Consider the following 20761-nt stretch of genomic DNA (forward strand, 5'->3'; position numbering starts at 1 on the left):
TTATTATTCTGCATCCTCTTCTTCATCCGGGAAATCGGTATATTCCGGCTTCGTCAAAGGTACGACACGCCAGTTATCAATATAAATCTTCACGGAAGTTGTTTTGGATAGAAACTCTGTTTCTTTATCCGAACTCGCACCTGTGATCTTATCCAATGTAATATCAGAGTTCTCAAAATAGAAACCAAAGTTGGCATAAGAAGCAGATGCACGGGTAGCGGCCACATCGGCAAAAGTGGTCCAAGCTCCGCTGGATGCTTTCGATTTGTAGAATTCACTGAACGGAACAGTTACAGTCTGCCAACCGGTTGTCTGGAAAGGAACGATCTTTCCGCCTACAAGCCACGGTACGTAATTATAACAGTCTCTCTCCCATTCTCCACCATTGAATCCGTTCTGACCACAAATCTTCAGGAATCCGGATTCAGACCAAGGTTCGGGCACATAGATTTCAAACTGAATAGCACATTCGGCAACAGGAGTTTCAGCAGGGACACCCAGCGTCAACCAGTCAGGATCAGTACCATTACCAGCTGTCCAAACTTCAGCACAACGATTCTTCGCTGCTGCCACCGGCAACTGTCTTTCTAATGGCAAACGACAGTAAGCACCTTGCGACACATTACCTTCACCAATCGAAGCAGATTCCAGTTCGGTTGTTTGAATCATACTTTCAGAATCGCCCCATGCTCCTTGTGCACCCACTCCATCGAAGTTCAACAACAAGCCTTTCTTATAATTGAAATAGGCAGGAGAATAAGCACCACCATTCGAACCTTCTACGAAAATAGAACCGCCCTCTTCAGAAACTCCGGCAGGCATATCCACCATAAAATATTCACCGTCAAGATCAGAAATAATACCTTCTGTCACCACCACATTTCCGGGGAAAATGACTTTTGCTATTTCCGTCAATCCACTTCCATAAACAATGATAGGTTCACCTACATTCGGCATACAGTTGGAGATTTTCGTTATAGACGGTGCAGCAGCACGAATCTGGAAATCATAAACGTATTCACCGCCATCTTTTACCAAACGAATTGTATTACGTACATTCTCGTCTGCTTCTGTAGTCGGAACTTTACTGTTCACACTAACCAGAAAAGATTTATTCGAAACAAATACCGGATTAAAATAACAGTTATATCCATTAATATACACTTTCTTCAATCCGTTGAATCCTTCACCTTCAATTCGGATCAGCTGTCCCAAACGGGCAAAATCAACCAAGCGGTCCGGAACATTCGACTTCGCGTCTTCCAGGTAAATCCCTGTAATATTCATCACAGCGCTTCCGCCATTATCATCATCGTTGTCGTCACACGAAACAAATGAACAAGAGCAGATGAGCAGACTCACCAATAAGCCAAATGCTTTCATACTATTTTTATATATCAAGCTTTTCATTCGTATTCTCGTTTTTAGTTAAACAAATCGGTTATTCTGTCTTCCTTAAATGCATAAGGCACAGGATCCGCTTTCAACAAAGGATTTTGCACAGTCTCCGATTCCGGATAAGGAAGAAGGAATATACTGGAATCGACATCACCTATGGCACGCTTCGTTTCATCCGAATCCTCATCTCTCTTCAAAGTCTGTGTATCCGCATCCCATACTACAGGAATAGCAGTACCCCTATCCTGTCCGGTGATATAATTGAGTACTTCCTGTTGTTTATAATAAGCTCTACGTACCAAGTCATACCAATACTGTCCTTCCAGACAAAGTTCCAGTCTACGCTCACGACGAATATTTTCGTAAGTAATCGAATTTTGGGGTTCCAAACCGGCACGCTTGCGCACTTTGTTAAAGTATTCCATTGCATCGGCATCATCTGTTGAAGAATTATTTCCCAATATAGCTTCTGCATAAATCAGATATACTTCTGCCAGACGCAGCATGTAAGTATTGATAGGAGTACTTCCAGAAGTGATCTTCGCATTATCTTTGCTGGAACCACAAACATATTTCTTACAATAGATTCCGGAAACAGTACCCGATGCTTTCTTCTCACAAGTATATCCTCCGTTTGCTTTCTGTATTTCAGGATAGTGATCGCCATAAGCCATCCAAGTCGGCTGACGTCGTTTATCTCCTTTTTCATACTCCCAAATCACGTCCGGTTGTGCAAAAACATAGCCACCCCATGCACGGTCATTACCGGTAATAGCCGACTCACAAGCAAAATAATCCTGTATCGTGTTACATTCTCCATACGTACCATTACTAACCCATTGCAAAGCAAACAGTGTTTCCGAGTTGTTATTTTTATCAATCATAAACAAATCGGCATAATCAGTCATCAGTTCAAAATTTCTGTTTTCTATCACTTTTAAAGCCGCTTTCTTTGCCAAATCCAGATAGTCCTGATTACGGGTCGCACTATTAGGGTTACTACTATAACCGGCATACGTCAGATAAACACGCGACAACATGCCAAAGGCACTGTATTTATTGACACGCCCGGCAGCAGAAGAAACCTCCGGCAAATATTTTGCCGCAAATTCCAAGTCACGCATCGCAAATTCATAGACATCACTTACCGGGCTGGTATTGACAATTGGATTAGCCACCAGTTCATCCGTATCTTCATTAATAATAACATTTCCCCATAACATCGCCAGATAGGAATAAGCAACTCCACGCATGAACCGTGCTTCAGCAATATATGGGTTCTTCACTTCTTCACTATTGGATGAGTTACCTTTGATCCCGTTAATAATCTTATTAGTTTGCTGTACTATATTGTACAATGAGCCCCAAGCCGAAACTAACGGCCCCGTCAATCCAGTTTCGGTCAAATCGGCAAAAGGATAGATATAATTAGAGGTTGTCGCACAAAGGTTGAATCCGCGTCCGTCACCCAGTCCATAATAGAACTTATCGTTAAAGTCGAACCACACCTTATTATACAAAGGAGCTGTTGCTGCCCGGAAATCATCTTCCGTTTGATAAAAGTTATCTCCTGCGATATTGGAGTTATCTTTAGAATCGAGGAAGTCACTGCATCCTGTAAACGCCAAAGCTACAGCCAACATGAAAGAGTATATATATTTACTTGTTTTCATATTTAGTCACTTTAAATGATTAAAAGGTTAAATTCAGACCGAATGTATAAATTCGCGGAGAAGGATAACGATAGTTATCAAAACCTGTAAGCAAGGCATCCTGATTGGCTGAACCTATTTCAGGATCCATCCCTTTGTATTTTGTGAATGTATATACATTCTGCAGGTTACAATAAAGTTTCAGATTCTGAATACCAATCGGTGCCAGCCATTTACGCGGGAACGTATAACCGAAAGAGATAGACTGAATACGCAGGAAAGAACCATCTTCCACAAACCGGTCACTGAAACGATAATTGGAATCATCCGTACCTTTGGCAATAGCCATACGACAAGCATAAGGATCACCACCTACAATCTGTATATTCCGGTAATCATCCGGACCATTCGGATCAATCAAAGCCAATTGTGCATAATCCAAAGCCGATTTCAGGATATTATTATTGCCACGTGGGTTTTCAAGTTCACGACGTCCCCAGTTTACAACTTCATTTCCCACCGATCCGGTCAGGTTAATGCTCAAGTCGAAGCCTTTATAAGAGAAAGAGTTACCGAAGCCGAAAGTAAAGTCCGGTTCAGGATTACCGATATAAGTACGGTCCTGTTCATTGATAACACCGTCTTTGTTTACATCTTCAAAAATATAATCACCAATCCAGACACTATTCTTGGAAATCGACATACCTTCAGGCAATGCTACCGGCTTAATTGCTCCGGAAGCATCTTTATAGTAAAAGTCAGTAGCCTTTTCAAAGCGACCAATCACTTTATAACCATAAAACTGTCCGATAGGGTTTCCTACTGATGTACGCGTCAGTACGGTTATTGTTTCGCCTGTCTGATTACTCTTATCTATCAGGCTGGTTGCCGTATCCAGCGATTTTACTTTATTACGGTTCATAGAGAATACCACGTTACTTCTCCATTGAAATCCGCCTTTATCAATATTCACTGTATTTAAAGTCAACTCAAGTCCTTTATTCTCCAAAGAACCCACATTCTTCCAGGGTGCGGAAGTAGAACCCTGACCTGAAGTTCCCACGTAAGCAGGAAGAGGCACTTGCAACAACAAATCATTTGTTTTCTTATAATAAATATCGGCTATCAATTCAATCCTGTTCTGGAAAAGATTAATATCAAGTCCCAGATTACTTGAATAAGTAGACTCCCATTTCAATTCGGGATTCGGAGTATTGCCAGCCAGCAATCCTGTTCCCCAAACGGTAGCAACAGATGAATAAATGGCTTTATATGCATTATTAGGCACATTCTGATTACCTACAACACCCCATCCTAAACGCAATTTCAGATTATTAATAATATTGTTGTCTTTCAAAAAAGATTCATTGGAAACCTTCCAAGCCAAAGCAGCCGACGGGAACCATCCCCAACGATTATCTTTGTAGAATTTGGAAGAACCGTCACGACGAAGAGTAAATGTCAACAGATATTTGTCATCGTACGAATAGAACAGACGGCCGAAATAAGATAAAATCGAACTTTCTCCACTATTACCATTATTCTTGGCTGTTGCGGCATCTCCCAATGTCAGGTCGGTTGCGGCATTGGACAAATATCCCATACGGCTTCCCATCAGATATTCCCATTTGCTCTCCTGCATTTCCTGACCAATCATTGCATTCACATTATGCACTCCAAAAGTTTTCATGTAATTCACGATATTTCTCCAACTCCAGAACTTATTATATGATTTGGAGAAAGTCCCCTGACGGTCCGTATTTTCAATCGCACCAAAAGTATATGAGGGATCAAATTTATAAGTATTAGCTACCCCATAATCGAAAGACAATTCCGTTTTAAACGTCAGTCCGTCAATGATAGTAGCTTCAGCATAGGTGTTTGCTCGAATACCCATTTTCTCGTTGCGGTTATCCTTAATCATGGCAAGACCCACCGGATTCGTTTGTACCCATTCGTCCGTATCCGGTCCGTCAAATGTGCCTTCAGCATTACGAACAGCCACACTCGGACTCTGCAATAAAGCAGTTCTAATCAACGACTCGTCAGATACAGTCAATTTCTGACGGGAATTACTAAACGCAAAGTTAATACCCATTTTTAAATAGCTCTTCACCTGGGCATCAAAACTACCTCGTAAGTTCAGACGCCTGAACCCTGAACCAACAGCAATACCATCCTGATTGAGGTAGCCTGCTCCCAAAGCATAGTTACTTTTATCAGTACCTCCGGTCACAGAAAGATTATGACTGGTCATCATAGCTTTAGAGAACATCTCATCCTGCCAGTCTGTACCCTCACCTAGTAAATCCGGACGAACAAAGTTATTATCCTTGTTCACTATTCCCCAATCATTTCCCGAATAGTCTTTTCCTGAACGAACATTCTTATGCTCCGCATATTCACGCAGATTCAGCATATCCAGTTTTTTAGGCATTTCCTGCCATCCTATATATCCGTCATAAGTTATTTGCGCCTCACCTTTCTGTCCACGTTTGGTAGTAATCATAATCACACCGTTTGCAGCTCGCGCACCATAAATAGCAGTGGCGGAAGCATCCTTTAATACGTCCATAGAGACGATGTCCGAAGGATTGATAGATGCCAGTGCATTATCACTTCCCGAACCTGTGGAACCGTCGATGATAACACCGTCAATGACAAAGATAGGTTCATTGGAGGCATTCAAAGAGTTGATACCACGAATACGGATGGAAGAACTACCACCGGGCATACCGCTATTAGCCTGTACCTGCACACCAGCAGCACGTCCTTGCAGTACCTGGTCAACGGAAGTCACTACAGATTTCTTAATGGCTTCATCGTTGACCGATACAACAGAACCGGTCAGGTCACTACGTTTCATCTGACCATATCCAACTACAACTACTTCGTCTAATACTTTTGCATCTTCTTTGAGGGTAATATCAAACTGCTTTTTCCCGGCTACAGGAATCGTTTGTGTCTGATATCCGATAAAAGAAATCTTCAAGCTACCTTTGGCTGATACATTCAACTTAAAATTACCATCCAAATCGGTAACTATACCATTGGTAGTGCCAGCTTCTACTACACTGGCTCCGATAATCGGTTCGCCCGATGCATCTTTGACCACTCCCGTCACGGAAACAGTCTGTGCCAATACCCATACAGGGAAGAGGCAGAAAAGAATGATAAGACCTAACGGTCGAAAATAATGATTTGTGCTTTCCATAAAATCATTTTTTTAATTAATAATGATAGTGGTTAATCCAAGTTATAGGTTTTTCTCTTCTTATTTATAATAAGGAATAGAGTAAGGAATTCATGTTTCCATAAGCAGTTATTATTTTAAGGTGTCCGACAATTCATTTTTTTGGTTAATGCAAATTTATGGATAATATATCAAGCATAGGTGGAGATTTTGTTTCAAGCAATTGACAGGCGGTTACATACACTTGCATGTACGTTACAAGCTATTGCACACCCGTTACATACCCCTCCCAGAAGCATCCCTAAAGGGTTTGCACGTAACATCAGTAAAAGGAAAAGTAACAAAGCTAATGCTATTTTAATTTAATATAGTATCTTTGTCTATATAAAAAGCACCAATAAACCCTGCTTATATTAATGAGTATGAAAGCACAAATCCTATTCCTTTTTTCCATATACTGTTTCCTGATAGGAAGCACTCCTGTTATGAAAGCACAGACCGGCAAATTCTATTCAACAGACAAAGAACTTTCCAACAGTCTGATCAATGCCGTATATCAGGACCGGAAAGGATTTATCTGGATAGCTACCGAAAACGGACTTAATAAATTCGACGGGACACGTTTCTCGATCTATCGACATAATGCTACGGATAGCACCAGTTTGAAGAACAACTATGTACGGACATTATTCGAAGACAGTCGCGGTAATTTCTGGATCGGATGCATCAATGGCTTACAACGATATGACCGCGCCACAGACAACTTTCACGAATTATTCATCTCTCGGAAAGACGGACGAAAGAATCCTCATATCACTTCCATTATTGAACGCCGGAACGGAGATCTTTGGATAGCAACTTCCGGACAAGGCGCCATATCCCTAAAAAAGAACAATAATCCCGCTTCCTTCCATATCGAAACCGAACTTACAGACCGGATAGGTAGTAACTACCTGAATGTCATTTTCGAAGATTCCCGGCAAAATTTATGGATTGCTACAGAAGAAAAAGGACTTTACCGTTATTCTCCGGAAAGTAAAGAGCTTAAAAGCTATAAAGCACCTTATCATATAGCAGGTGATGACGTTTCTGCCATTTGTGAGGATGCACACGGACAAATTTTCGTAGGAACCTTGACAAAAGGTCTTTTCAGACTATCATCCCGACAGGAAGGAAACTTCGAACCTGTCCTCTACCAAAACCGGATGAATTTGAATATCCGGACTCTCATCATTGATACCCGTGGAAAACTTATCATAGGAACAGACGGTGAAGGAGTAAAAGAATATCAGCCTCAACAAGATATTATTGTGGACAGTGAGATTAATGCGGGTCCCTTTGACTTCTCCAAATCCAAGGTTCACTCGTTAATCGAAGATAAAGATCACAATTTATGGCTGGGCATTTTTCAGAAAGGTTTGATACTAGTGCCCGGCATTTCAAATAAGTTCGACTACTACGGCTACAAATCAATACACAACAACACCATTGGTTCCAGCTGTGTTATGGCTATTCATACAGATGAACAAGCTACAATCTGGATAGGTACGGATAACGACGGATTATATGCCATAAACGATCAGGGAAAACAATTACGCCATTACACCCATCAGGCAGGTAATCCCCAATCTGTCCCCGGCACTATCCTATGTCTCTATGAAGATTCCAATCAGGAACTTTGGCTAGGATCTTACTTCGATGGTCTGGCACGGATGAACAAACAAACCGGAACATGTCAAGATGCCACCTCTCTTTTACAAGGAAATCTTAACGCAGGCAAGCCCAAAGTTTCCTGCATCATTGAAGACAAAAACAAAAATCTCTGGGTGGGTACTTATGGTTCGGGCTTATACAAAATCAATTTACCAACTCAACATGTCACCTATTACGAATCTACCCGCAACGAAAACGATGACTGGAGCATCAACCGTCTTCCGAACGATTGGATCAGCTACCTACTGGAAGATAAAGAGGGAATGATATGGATCGGCACTTATAAAGGTCTGGCCGTACTCAATCCTCAAACGGACAATTTTATCAATTATAAAAAGCAAAACAATCTCCTCCCCGGGTATGTCGTTTACAGTTTATTGGAAAGTAGTAATGGAGAGATCTGGGCTGGTACTTCCGAAGGATTGGTCTGCCTGAATAAAGACAGACTAACACCTGTACTTTTCACTACTGCCGATGGACTCCCCAGTGATATTATTTGCAGCCTGGCTGAAGACGAGAAAAAAAATATATGGATCAGTACCCATCAGGGAATCTCCAAACTGAATCCTCCGGAAAAGAAGTTTATCAACTATTATGCAGGCGACGGTCTGCAAGGAAATGAGTTTACACGCACTGCTGTATTTAAAGATAAACGCGGCAAGATATTTTTTGGAGGTACCAATGGAGTAACAGCTTTCTACCCCGAGGATATCACCGAAATCAAAAAAGAAATGAATGTATTGATTACCGGCTTTCACGTTGCTAACCGCCCTGTGAAAAAAGGGGATAAATCCGGCAACAATGTCATCACTGATACTGCTGTCATGGATACCGAGCAATTTACACTGGCATATAATGAAAACACATTCAGCATTGATTTTTCTGTTTTGGAATTCAGCAATCCCGACCGGATTAGTTATCAATATAAGATAAAAGAATTAGGCGATGAATGGATCAGTACGCAACCGGGAACAAACCGGGTGACTTATAGCAGTCTGAAACCGGGGAAATACACTTTCTCCGTACAGGCACGCGACCATAATAATTTCTCTAATATCCGTACAGTTACTATTGCCATCACTCCACCCTGGTACCAGACCTGGTGGGCAAAAGTAATCTGGGGATGCCTCGGAGCATTACTAATCTATGCTCTTACCATGTATATTCTGTCACGTATCCGCCACCGGCAAGAAGTGATGCGACAAAAACACATGGAACAGATTAACGAAGCCAAATTACAATTCTTCATTAATATCTCACATGAAATACGTACCCCGATGACTCTTATCATCAGCCCGTTAGAGAAACTGTTAGCCGAACATTCCGAGAAACAACCGGTTTATCTCATGATTTACCGGAATGCCCAACGTATTCTACGTCTAATCAATCAACTGATGGACATACGAAAACTGGACAAAGGACAAATGCATCTGAAATTCCGGGAAACAGATATCGTAGGATTTATCAATGACTTGATGCAAACATTCAATTATCAAGCGCAAAAAAAGAACATCACATTTACTTTCGAAAAAGAACTGGAAGGTGCTGATTCTCTGAAAGTATGGATTGATCTAAATAACTTTGACAAAGTATTGATGAATGTCCTTTCCAATGCTTTCAAATATACACATGAGGGAGGAAATATCGAAGTGTTATTGAAAACCGGTCACAACGATGCCTACCGGGGTGCTTTGAAAGATTATTTCGAGATAGATATCACCGATAACGGGATCGGTATTGACAAAAACAAAATAGAACAAATATTCGAGCGTTTCTATCAGATTGACAACGACATGACACAATCTAATTTCGGTACAGGAATCGGACTGCATCTTTCACGGTCGTTAGTGGAACTGCACCACGGCATCATCAAAGCAGAAAACCGCGAAGACGGACAAGGAACCCGTTTCATCATCCGCCTGCCGTTAGGTAGTAATCACTTGAAAGCAGAGGAACTGGAAAATCCTGAAGAAATCGGAAGCGAACCAACCATCTCCCAACTTCCCAAAGATTCGATCTATGAAACGGAAGAAGAAAACAAAACCAATGAGTACAGGAAACCCAAAGCAAAAACACGTTATCGCGTCTTAATCGTAGAAGATGATGAAGAAATACGCCGCTACATACGTAGCGAACTGGATAGTGATTTCCGTATCTATGAATGTACAAATGGACGGGAAGGACTGGAAACCATTTTGAAGGAGAAACCCGATCTCGTCATCAGTGATGTTATGATGCCCGAAATGGATGGGATCACTCTCTGCCGGAAAATAAAACAGAATATCAATATCAATCATATACCTATTATATTATTAACCGCCAAATCGAAAGCCGAAGACCAAATCGAAGGGCTTGAAATTGGAGCAGATGCTTATATCGTAAAACCATTCAACACTGAATTATTACGAACTACTATCAGTAATCTGATAGCCAATCGGGAAAGACTGCGCGGCAAACTGGTAGGTGAACAACAAGTAGAAGAAAAAATAACAAAGATAGAAATGAAGTCCAATGATGAGATCTTGATGAGTAAAGTAATGAGAACCATCAATGACCATCTCGCCGATCCTGCCCTTAATGTAGAGATGCTGGCAGCCAACGTTGGAATGAGCCGCGTACATATGCACCGCAAATTAAAGGAGTTGACTAATCAGTCAGCACGAGATTTCATTCGTTCTATCAGACTGAAACAAGCTGCCAATCTGCTACGTGAAAAGAATCTAAGCGTTTCGGAAGTTGCATACGCTACAGGCTTCTCCAACCTCTCTCATTTTTCCAATACATTCAGAGACTTTTACGGAATTTCACCGAGTGAATATAAAGAACAACAGATGTAACAAACAGAATAAGACTTGTTACAAACAAGAATCCGAATTAGAAAAGAAGCCGTTATCTTTGCCGTGTATCACAAATGTTCCATTTCATTCATTAATAAAGTAGAGCCATGACGACACAAAAGATTTTCTTTTCTCTAATTATTATCCTGTTTACCATAGCTACCGGATTAAATATAACCGGATGCCAATCCATTCCCCAAACAAATGAAGCCATTTTCGACTTCTTCGAATATCAGGGAGAAGATGTTATTTTCGAAACACCGATTGATTCGATATATGAATACCGGAATCCGATTGTCTGTGGTTTTTACCCGGATCCCAGTATCTGCCGGAAAGGAGAAGACTATTACATGGTACATTCCTCTTTCTCTTACTATCCGGGAATCCCAATCCTACACAGCCGTGACCTTGTACATTGGGAACAAATAGGACACGTACTCGACCGTCCCTCACAATTAAAGCTCGACAACCTTCGCCTAAGCGGAGGTATTTATGCACCAGCCATCAGCTATAATCCTGTCAATGACACTTTTTATGTGGTTACCACCTGCGTAGATGGCATCGGCAATTTTGTTGTAAAAACGAAAGACCCGCAACAAGGTTGGAGCGACCCGATCCTTCTTCCTGAAGTTGGCGGAATCGATCCTTCCCTCTTCTTCGACGAAGATGGAAAAGCATATCTCGTTCATAATGACGCACCAATAGGAATACCGGAATATGACGGGCATCGTGCCATCTGGATTCACAACTATGATCCGGGCACCGACCAGACATTCGGGAAAAAACAAGTCATCGTAGATGGAGGCGTAGACAAAAGCAAACACCCTGTCTGGATAGAAGGCCCCCATCTCTATAAAATCAAAGGAAAATATTATCTGATGGCTGCTGAAGGTGGCACATCCATCAATCATTCAGAGGTTATTTTCACCTCCGACCATGTGAAAGGTCCCTACCGACCCGTATCCGACAATCCGATCTTAACGCAACGTGATCTCCCCGAAGACCGTGCCAATCCAATCACCTGCACAGGACATGCCGATCTTATTGAAACACCGGACGGACAATGGTTTGCCATATTCCTGGCTTGCCGCCCTTATGAAGGTGACTTATACCATACCGGACGTGAAACATTCCTGCTTCCGGTTACATGGAAAAAGGGAACACCTGTCATTATGGAAAAAGGGAAAGCAATTCCTACTGTTGTACGTCCCGAAAATTGGAAAGCTGATGTTGCCGGAATTACGCCACAAACATTTACAGGTAACTTTAGATGGAGAGATGACTTCAATACCGATGAGAAATTAGCTTTGGAATGGCTGTTCATCCGGACACCGCGAGAGAACTGGTGGAGTATTCACGAAGGCAAACTTCATCTGACTCCTACCGCTTTTGATATTTATACTGTGGGTGCTCCCGCCTTTATTGGTCATCGTCAGCAACATACCAATTTCACTGTTACTACGGAAATGAGTTTCACTCCGCTCAATGAACAAACATTTGCCGGACTTGTCTGCTATCAGAATGAAAAATTCAATCTCATTTTTGGCAAAACAATCCGGAAAGGAAAACAAGTGATTACTGTAGTCCGTACTGACAATGGCAAACAGACAACTGAAGGTACATTTACACTAGAGGATAAACGAACCGACCTCCCTCTTTACCTTCGCATCACTGGACGCGGTGGAAAATACAGCTTCACCCTATCTTTCGACAAGAAGAAATGGCAAGAAGTAGTCAACGATTTAGATGCCACCATCTTAAGCACCCATAAAGCAGGTGGGTTTACAGGAACTATTATCGGTATGTATACCGGAAAATGATTCTTAATCTTCAAACAAAAGTTACTTGTACATAATCAATGCAGACTGTCCGGGAATAATTACTTCCGGTCCGGTCTGCGTACCTAATCCACGCACATCTATCACGCCATCTTTGCATACCACTGTATATTTACCAACAGGCACTTCCAAACGCGCAGGAGTCATACGGGAATTAAAAGCCACGATAATATCTTCCCAATTATCTCCATTCGCATGATCCTTCAGGCGGAATGCAATCAGGTTTTGTCCTTCCACCGGAAGAAACTCCAGATGCTTCCGAACCTTTTCCGCATCTCCCATACGGAAAGCGGGATGGGACTTACGCAGATCTATGAGTCGCTTATAATACATGAAAACATCTCCGTTCGTCGTTTTACGCCGCCAATCGATAGCATTGACTGCATCCGGACTCTTATAACTATTGTCCACTCCTTGTTTATCGCGCATCACTTCTTCTCCTGCATAGATGAAAGGAATACCTTGCGAAGTGAAGACTACCGTCTGCGCAAGCTTATCAAGTCGAACCAGTTGCTCGGGAGTAGCTCCCGGCATACTTGCTTTCAAGCGATCAACAAGGCACAAACCGTCATGGCAGGAAACGTAGCTAATCATCTGGGTAGGCTGCTCCGCCCACGGTTTCTGACTGTAATTAACAGAATCACACCGTACTTGCGGATGCTCAATAGCACCCACAATACCGAATTTAACACTCATTTCTGCTCCCGGAACTCCGGCGAGGAAAGCCCCTTTCTCCTTTTTCCACACAGGTCCGCAAAGCCCATCACGCAATTCATCCGAGAATACGGCAATTCCCGGCATGTGGGAAACATTCTCTTTCATTGCCAACGAATCTGCCGGATATTGGGGAGTGTCGGCCGCCCAACCTTCTCCATAAATACAGATGGTAGGATCAACCTTGTTCACCGCTTTCCGGATCTCATTCATGGTTTCAATATCATGCACTCCCATCAAGTCAAAACGGAAACCGTCAATATGATATTCTTTTATCCAGTAAAGAACGGACTCTATCATAAACTTGCGCATCATAGGGCGTTCACTTGCCGTCTCATTACCGCATCCGGAACCATTTGCCAATGTCCCGTCTTCTTTCTGACGATAAAAATAACCGGGAACAGTACGTTCAAAGTTACTTTCAACGGTATTAAAAGTATGATTATAAACCATATCCATTATCACACGAATACCAGCTCTATGCAGTGCTTGTATCATTTGTTTGAACTCTTTCACACGAGTGGCAGGTTGATAAGGATCAGTTGAATAAGAGCCATCCGGCACATTATAATTCGCCGGATCATATCCCCAGTTATAGTGGTTTTCTTCCAGTTTTGTTTCGTCGATAGAAGCATAATCAGAGGAAGGAAGAAGATGTACATGTGTCACTCCCAGTTCTATCAAGTGATCGATACCGGTCAGTAACTTATCTGAATTCATGGTCCCGTGTTCAGTCAATGCGAGGTATTTACCTTTATTCTTAATTCCCGAAGTAGAATCAACCGAGAAGTCACGATGATGCATTTCATAGATAATCATATCAGCAGGAGATTTCAGAGAAGGACGCCTGTCACTCTCCCATCCCTCGGGATTTGTAGTCTTCCAGTCAATAATGGCAGCACGTTTCCCATTCACTCCGACAGCATGGGCATTGATTCCCGGCGTGTCTCCCTGCCATTTATCATTGATTTTTACATTGAAGGCATAGAATTTACCAAGCAGGTTCTTATCTACTGAAGTTGTCCAGGTTCCATCTTCTGTGGGCTCCATCTTTACTGTTTCATAAGCATGTCCGCCTTCACCGGCATCATATAGCATCAGGCGTACTTCTTCTGCAGTTGGTGACCAAAGATAAAATTTGGTTGCCAACGGCGTATATTCCATTTCCGTAAGACTTCCCGTACGAACCGGATACAGCTCAAAAGAAGCATATTCCTTTTTCGCAGGGGAGCAGCTCATTACTGTTGTCACTGTAGTCACCCCTAATATTGCTAAATAATTACTTCCCATCTTCATTTAAACCTCCCCTAGATATTTCCTTTATATCTATCCCTATAATCAGTCGCTTTACTTCACCTTATCCGGATTCTTCGCTATAAAATCCTTCCAGCTATTATAACCTTTTTCCATGGTCGGCCGCCCCATTTGCAGGAAATGACAATAGGCTGCTGCCAATCCGTCTGTTGCATCCATAAAAGTAGGCATATCCTCTTTGGGAAAGCGCAACATCCGCTGCAACATATCCGCTACCTGTTCTTTTGATGCCTGCCCGTTTCCGGTGATAGCCATCTTTATCTTCAAAGGAGCATATTCCGTAATCGGAATGTCCCGGCTCAACGCCACTGCCATCGCTACCCCCTGTGCACGGCCCAACTTCAACATCGATTGTACATTTTTACCGAAGAAAGGCGCTTCAATAGCCAGCTCATCAGGCAGATAACTTTCAATAATACTCAATACCCGTTCATGGATATGGCGAAGTTTCAGATAGTGGTTGGCAAATTTACGCAAGTCGATAATCCCCATCGCAATCATTTCAGGCTTGGTTCCTTTCACTCTTAGAACACCGTATCCCATGATTGTCGTACCGGGGTCAATCCCCAGGATTATCTTTTCTTTTACCGGTTGAATCACTCTATCACCTCCATCAGGGTCGGAAATCCGATCACTTTATCTTTAAATATTTTTGCCAGTTCGTCATTCAAACGTACTCCCTGTTCCAAATGCCAACGATGCAGTAACCCACTGCTTTCCACCTCCCATTGCAAAGAATACGCACTTCCTTCTTCCCGATGACTTAATATCCGGCAAATGCGCGGTGCCTTTAAAGCACCGTGTTTCTGTACTTCAGGGATATAGCTTTCTTTTATCCAAATCATGAAATTGTCGTGAACATCCTCGTCCACTTGAAAAGTTGTATTATAAATCAGCATATCTTAATTTCATACTATTATTTACCGCAAACATAGCAATTATTTCAGAATAATGCATTATATTTGCGGCAACAAAAAAGATTCGTTTACAAACGTTATCATATAAGATAGAAAAGGGGCGTTAGCTCATCTGGCTAGAGCGTAACACTGGCAGTGTTAAGGTGATCGGTTCGAGTCCGATACGCTCCACAAACATCGCAGAAGGGTTCTAAAACAGAACTCTTTTTTCTTTTTTATAACTATTCCATCCCTCTATTCCCTTCAAAAGAAAAACTCATAGAAAAAAACGCCTAAATCTCCCATGTTTCCGGCCTTACAGCTGCATTTCCGACTAAACATCTACACTTTCAAAAAGATATCGAATACCTACAAATAGGTATTTCAATGACGTTTTATCATAAAAACATAAACAAGAAGTATTATATCTTAAGATTTTTATATTATTTTGCATTGCGTAATTCTATTATAAAAATGAATCATTTAACGGATAAAGAATTAGTAAGTCTATTCAGTACGGATAAAGAGAGGGCCTTCAACCTTTTCTTTCAGCGTTACTATATCCGTTTATGTATGTATGCAGTACAGATTACAGATGACTTTTCCGAATCCGAAGATATCGTTCAAAGTTTTTTTATTTCATTCTGGGAAAAGAAGCTCTATAAAACCATTACTGACAATCTGAAAGGATATGCCTATCTCTGTATTCGCAATGCATCACTGAAATTCATTGAAAAACGAGAAAAGATAGACTCCAGCGATATTCTTCTCAACGAAGAAGAATACCTATATATATGTGAAAGCCTTGAAGAGAATGAACGTGAACAAAAAGAAAAGGAGTTGGAAAAAGCTTTAGCAGCATTGCCCGAACAAGAAAAGAAAGCACTCTATGGTGTCGTTATTGAAAACAAAAGCTATAAAGCAGTAGCCAGTGAACTGCATATCAGCGTCAATACATTAAAGACTTATCTTGCCAGAGCGATGAAGAAACTGCGTAAAAACGAGAAATTACTTCTAGTATCTTTATTCTTGATAAACCTATCATAAATCTTCCAAGAAAAAAAGTCTCTCGTTTTTGACACCCATTTTACACAATTCCGGATCATATAATAAAACGAGAGAAAAGATGAATCAAGAAGATCATAATAAAACGGAGAAAAATCTGATTACTTTGCTCAACTGGTACCGGTTGAAACGGGTAAATGAATTTGCGGCACAATGCGATGAAGCACAAGCATGGGAATCAATCCAGCAACGCATCCGCCACCGTAAACGGATACGAATGTACACCTATTGGAGCAGCACTGCCGCTGCCTGCCTGTTAATAGCAGCTTTCAGTTTTTACACACTCACAGAATATGACCAATCTCTATTTGCACACAGAGGGGAACAGAAAGCAACCCTGTTTGTAAATAACGGAGAATCTTACGACCTGCTGTCGCAAGATAAATCCATATTTAATGCAAACGGCATGCAAGTTGCTCAAAATACAGAAAAAGAATTAAGATACGACACTCAAACGAGTATACAAAAGAATGCAGGAAAGCATATTTTAAATGTACCCAGAGGAGGAGAATATAAACTCGTGCTTTCAGACGGTACACGCGTACACGCCAATGCCGAAAGCCGCCTTACTTATCCCGTTTCTTTTACCGGTAATAAAAGAGAAGTCTACCTCACAGGAGAAGCTCTCTTTGAAGTTGCCAAAGATACCCTCCATCCTTTCATTGTACATACCCCGTACGGTATAGTAGAAGTAGTAGGAACGCGGTTTAATGTCAATACTTACGAGAAGAATCAAACTACCGTAACCTTGGAAGAAGGAGCCGTAAAAGTATACTGCGAGGAAAAGAAAGGGACAGAACAAAAATCTCTTTCACCCGGTGAACAAGCTGTCATACAATCAAAAACAATTAATACACAAACAGTTCAGGTACAGGAATATACTTCCTGGGCAAACGGTATATACGAATATACCGATACGTCACTGGAAACTATTGTGCAACAACTTTCGCGCTGGTATAACGTCAACATGACCTTTACCGACCCGCAATTGCGTGAACGAAAGTTTGCAGGAGTCATCTTCCGCGACCAACCATTACAAAAAGCAGTAGATATATTATCCAAAGTTTCTAATGTACACTTCAGACAGAAGGGAAATGTTATTGAGATAACAGAGAACCGTCCCCAATATTAAACAGGAAAAAGCGTTGTTCAAATATGAAAAAATATCTTTTAATCCGGATGATGCAAACAGTAGCCATTATCCTGTTTGCCGCCAATGTATCGGCACAAAACCAAAATGTGGTCATATCAGTACGGAATATCCCGGTACGTACCGCACTGACCCAGATTCGGCAAGCTGCTAATGTACATTTTGTCTATGAAGAGAAGAATATTAATAGCCAACAGACTGTAACACTCAATTATCCGCAAGGGACATCATTGAGCACTTTACTCAACAACCTTTGCAAGCAAATAGGACTGACGTACGAAATCAATGAATCCGTTATTCTACTCTATCCTGCTCAAAAGCAAACCACCACTCATGACATCCATATCCTGTTATTGGAAAGGGGAAACAAACAGCCGCTACCAATGGCAACCTGCGTTCTCAATCCGCTAGGAGCTTATGCCGCAACCGACATGGAGGGAAAGGCAGTACTAAAAAACGTCCCCACAGGAAAATACATATTAAATATTTCGTATGTAGGCTTCGAGACTGTGCAACGGGAAATCAACGTTGAACAAAACCTGGATCTGACGATCCGCATGTCTCCCACTTCGCTAGCTTTGAAAGAGGTAGTAGTGGTAGCAAAACAAAATGCGGCCGGAGAATCTACCAGCTCCATTATAGGCAGACAAGCGATAGACCATTTACAGGCTATGAGCCTTGACGACGTGATGCAACTCATACCGGGGCACTTAATGAAAAATACAGATTTAACATCCCGTTCCAATGTGCAGCTCCGTACTCTTGTTAACAATAACACCAATGCCTTCGGTTCGAGCATCATAATGGACGGAGTTCCCATGTCCAACAATGGTACACTATCGCAAGGAGGATTTTCAAGTACTGCATTTGTCGGAACAGACTTACGCCAAATTAGTGCGGACGACATTGAATCCGTAGAAATAATCCGTGGTATTCCTTCTGCCGAATACGGTGATTTAACCTCCGGACTTGTAGTTGTTCATTCCAAAATCGGACAAACTCCCTGGCAGATCAAAGGAAAGATAAATCCCGGAACAATGAATTACTCGCTCGGTAAAGGATTGCGTTTAAACAAAGATGCCGGTATCCTGAATTTCAATCTCGACTATGCACAAGCATGGGGAGACCCACGCCAGAAAACAAAGTCATTCGACCGTTACACCTTTAGCTTGGGATACAGCAAAGATCTTTCACGTATCTGGCATACAGACACAAAGGTACGTTACATGATGGGCAAAGACTGGAATGGAAAAGACCCGGATGCCATCGACGACGGCACTTTTCAAAAGAATCGCAACCAGCTGTTCTCACTAAGCCATAATGGTAAACTATCAATTAATAAACCATTCTCACGTACTGTTAATTACACATTAGGTGTCAGCTATACTCAAACAGAGATGGAAAAGAGCGCCATTGTTGCCAATTCGTCCGGATTACTACCGATACTTACTGCCACAGAAACAGGGTATTATAATGTGCCTTTCGAGCAAAGCTCATATCAGGCAAGCGGGGGGTCCCTTAGCCGCCCCGGAAATGTATATGCCAAAGTCAGCAACACGTTCTTCGTAAAATCAAAGAAAACATATCAGAACTTCAAAATGGGAGTGGAATACCATTACGACTGGAATAACGCCCGCGGATATTATAATGATGACGACCGTTATCCATTGCAACCCAACAGTAACGGACGTCCCCGTCCTTTCTCCGATATTCCGAGCATCCATCAGATGGCCGCTTACATAGAAGATAACTTCCGCTGGGATATATCAGAAAACAGATTTCTGAAAATACAGTTAGGCGGACGTTTCACCACTTTACAGCCGTGGGCGGATGAAGCAACCTTTTCTTTCTCTCCTCGTGTAAATGCTTCATTCTCCGTCAACAAATGGCTGAATATCCGTGGAGGATTCGGACTCAACTCAAAAACTCCCGGTTTGGATTACCTCTATCCCGATAAAAAATACATTGACCGTATAGCTGCCAATTACATGCCTCAAGACGACAAAGTCGGACAAATATTGATGTACCACACCCAAGTGTACAACGTGCAACGAACTAAAGGATTGAAGAATGCGACCAATCGCAAATGGGAGGCAGGGTTCGACATAAAGTTATCGGACAAGCATAAATTAAGCCTCATCGGTTATCATGATAAAACAGCTAACGGATTCGGATCGGCCACAGAATATTTTACGTATACAGCCAACTATTATTCTGCGGAAAAAGGACTGATTATCACTCCCGGACAAGCCACTAAAATAGATTGGAATAATCCAGAACGCACGGACCTTGTACTCAGTACGACCGGTAAAATAGGAAACACGAACGTCTCTATCAATAAAGGTATAGAAATGGACTTTGACTTCGGCGAGATTCCGGCACTGCACACTTCATTTTATCTATCAGGAGCATACATGGAGTCCAAGACTTACTCTACAGACATAAATAGTAGCAATCCTACCGATCTACCTACTGAATATCAGGTAACCAATACCATTCCATTCAAAATTGTATATCCATCGGGACTAAACTACAACACTTACCGCCGTTTTACAAATACTCTGCGGATTGTGACCAATATCCCGGCACTGCGTATGGTAGCTTCGTTCTCAACACAAGCCATCTGGTACAATTATTCCAAGAGCAACAATCCTCCGATGGACCCTATCGGATGGATAGACACAGACCTCTCTTATCATGAAATAACAGCAGATATGCTGGCAGATGAGAACTACAAAATAAAAGGAGTATCATTGAAAAGCCAACGCAAGAATCCTAAAGACAATGTGCCAAGCAAAGCCCCTATTACATGGTTAATGGCGGGACGCCTCACCAAGGAGCTGGGCAATATAGGCGGCATTTCATTCTATGCCAACAACATACTCTTTTACGAACCTTTTCTCAAAAACTCTACCTCCAACACGCTAGTACAGCGTAATACAGGTAATTTCAGTTTTGGTGTCGAATTATTCTTTAATTTATAAATCACAA

At 41.8% G+C, this 20761-nt stretch carries 11 protein-coding genes and 1 tRNA gene; 6 read left to right on the forward strand and 6 right to left on the reverse strand.

Going from position 1 to position 20761, the window contains the following annotated elements:
* Positions 1–3 precede the first annotated feature (3 nt).
* The 3 genes from H8796_RS22955 to H8796_RS22965 are packed head-to-tail and all read right to left on the reverse strand — an operon-like array spanning position 4 to position 6264.
* Positions 4–1410, reverse strand: a complete 1407-nt coding sequence (locus tag H8796_RS22955; protein WP_117934103.1) for a glycan-binding surface protein — start codon at positions 1408–1410, stop codon at positions 4–6.
* Positions 1411–1424: 14 nt separating this feature from the next.
* Positions 1425–3071, reverse strand: coding sequence for a RagB/SusD family nutrient uptake outer membrane protein (locus H8796_RS22960; RefSeq protein WP_117934105.1), 1647 nt, complete (start codon positions 3069–3071; stop codon positions 1425–1427).
* A 19-nt stretch (positions 3072–3090) separates the two neighbouring features.
* Entirely contained in the window at positions 3091–6264 is a 3174-nt protein-coding gene (locus tag H8796_RS22965; RefSeq protein ID WP_117934107.1) for a TonB-dependent receptor, read from the reverse strand.
* Between the two features lie 395 nt (positions 6265–6659).
* Between H8796_RS22965 and H8796_RS22970 the strand changes: the two genes are divergently transcribed.
* Both H8796_RS22970 and H8796_RS22975 read left to right on the forward strand, forming a co-directional pair.
* A complete protein-coding gene (locus H8796_RS22970; RefSeq protein ID WP_117934109.1) occupies positions 6660–10793 on the forward strand; it encodes a two-component regulator propeller domain-containing protein in 4134 nt (1377 codons plus the stop codon).
* Between the two features lie 107 nt (positions 10794–10900).
* A complete protein-coding gene (locus tag H8796_RS22975) occupies positions 10901–12613 on the forward strand; it encodes a glycoside hydrolase family 43 protein (protein WP_117934111.1) in 1713 nt (570 codons plus the stop codon).
* Positions 12614–12634: 21 nt separating this feature from the next.
* Here the strand turns inward: H8796_RS22975 and pulA are convergent, their stop codons facing one another.
* Genes pulA through H8796_RS22990 form a run of 3 tightly spaced genes read right to left on the reverse strand, consistent with a single transcriptional unit; the run spans position 12635 to position 15558 of the window.
* Complete coding sequence (gene pulA, locus H8796_RS22980; RefSeq protein ID WP_117934113.1) at positions 12635–14641, reverse strand: type I pullulanase; 2007 nt, start codon at positions 14639–14641, stop codon at positions 12635–12637.
* Positions 14642–14692: 51 nt separating this feature from the next.
* The gene (ruvC, locus tag H8796_RS22985) at positions 14693–15259 is read right to left on the reverse strand and encodes a crossover junction endodeoxyribonuclease RuvC (protein WP_004300848.1); all 567 of its coding nucleotides are present in this window, start codon (positions 15257–15259) and stop codon (positions 14693–14695) included.
* Positions 15256–15558 carry a DUF4286 family protein gene (locus H8796_RS22990; RefSeq protein WP_032844683.1) on the reverse strand — a complete coding sequence of 101 codons (303 nt, stop codon included), beginning with the start codon at positions 15556–15558 and terminating at the stop codon, positions 15256–15258. Before H8796_RS22990 ends, ruvC begins: the two co-directional genes overlap by 4 nt.
* 115 nt (positions 15559–15673) lie before the next feature.
* On the opposite strand from H8796_RS22990, the gene H8796_RS22995 reads away from it, so the two are divergent.
* From H8796_RS22995 to H8796_RS23010, 4 genes are all read left to right on the forward strand, one after another.
* Positions 15674–15747, forward strand: a tRNA-Ala gene (locus tag H8796_RS22995).
* Positions 15748–16029: 282 nt separating this feature from the next.
* The gene (locus tag H8796_RS23000; RefSeq protein WP_004321495.1) at positions 16030–16602 is read left to right on the forward strand and encodes a sigma-70 family RNA polymerase sigma factor; all 573 of its coding nucleotides are present in this window, start codon (positions 16030–16032) and stop codon (positions 16600–16602) included.
* 79 nt (positions 16603–16681) lie between these two features.
* Positions 16682–17752 (forward strand): FecR family protein, encoded by a 1071-nt coding sequence (locus H8796_RS23005; RefSeq protein ID WP_008999827.1) that lies wholly within the window; start codon positions 16682–16684, stop codon positions 17750–17752.
* Between the two features lie 23 nt (positions 17753–17775).
* Positions 17776–20754 carry a TonB-dependent receptor gene (locus H8796_RS23010; RefSeq protein WP_117934115.1) on the forward strand — a complete coding sequence of 993 codons (2979 nt, stop codon included), beginning with the start codon at positions 17776–17778 and terminating at the stop codon, positions 20752–20754.
* The last annotated feature ends 7 nt before the right edge of the window (positions 20755–20761 follow it).

The organism is Bacteroides sp. M10, assembly GCF_014334015.1.
Lineage (GTDB): Bacteria > Bacteroidota > Bacteroidia > Bacteroidales > Bacteroidaceae > Bacteroides > Bacteroides intestinigallinarum.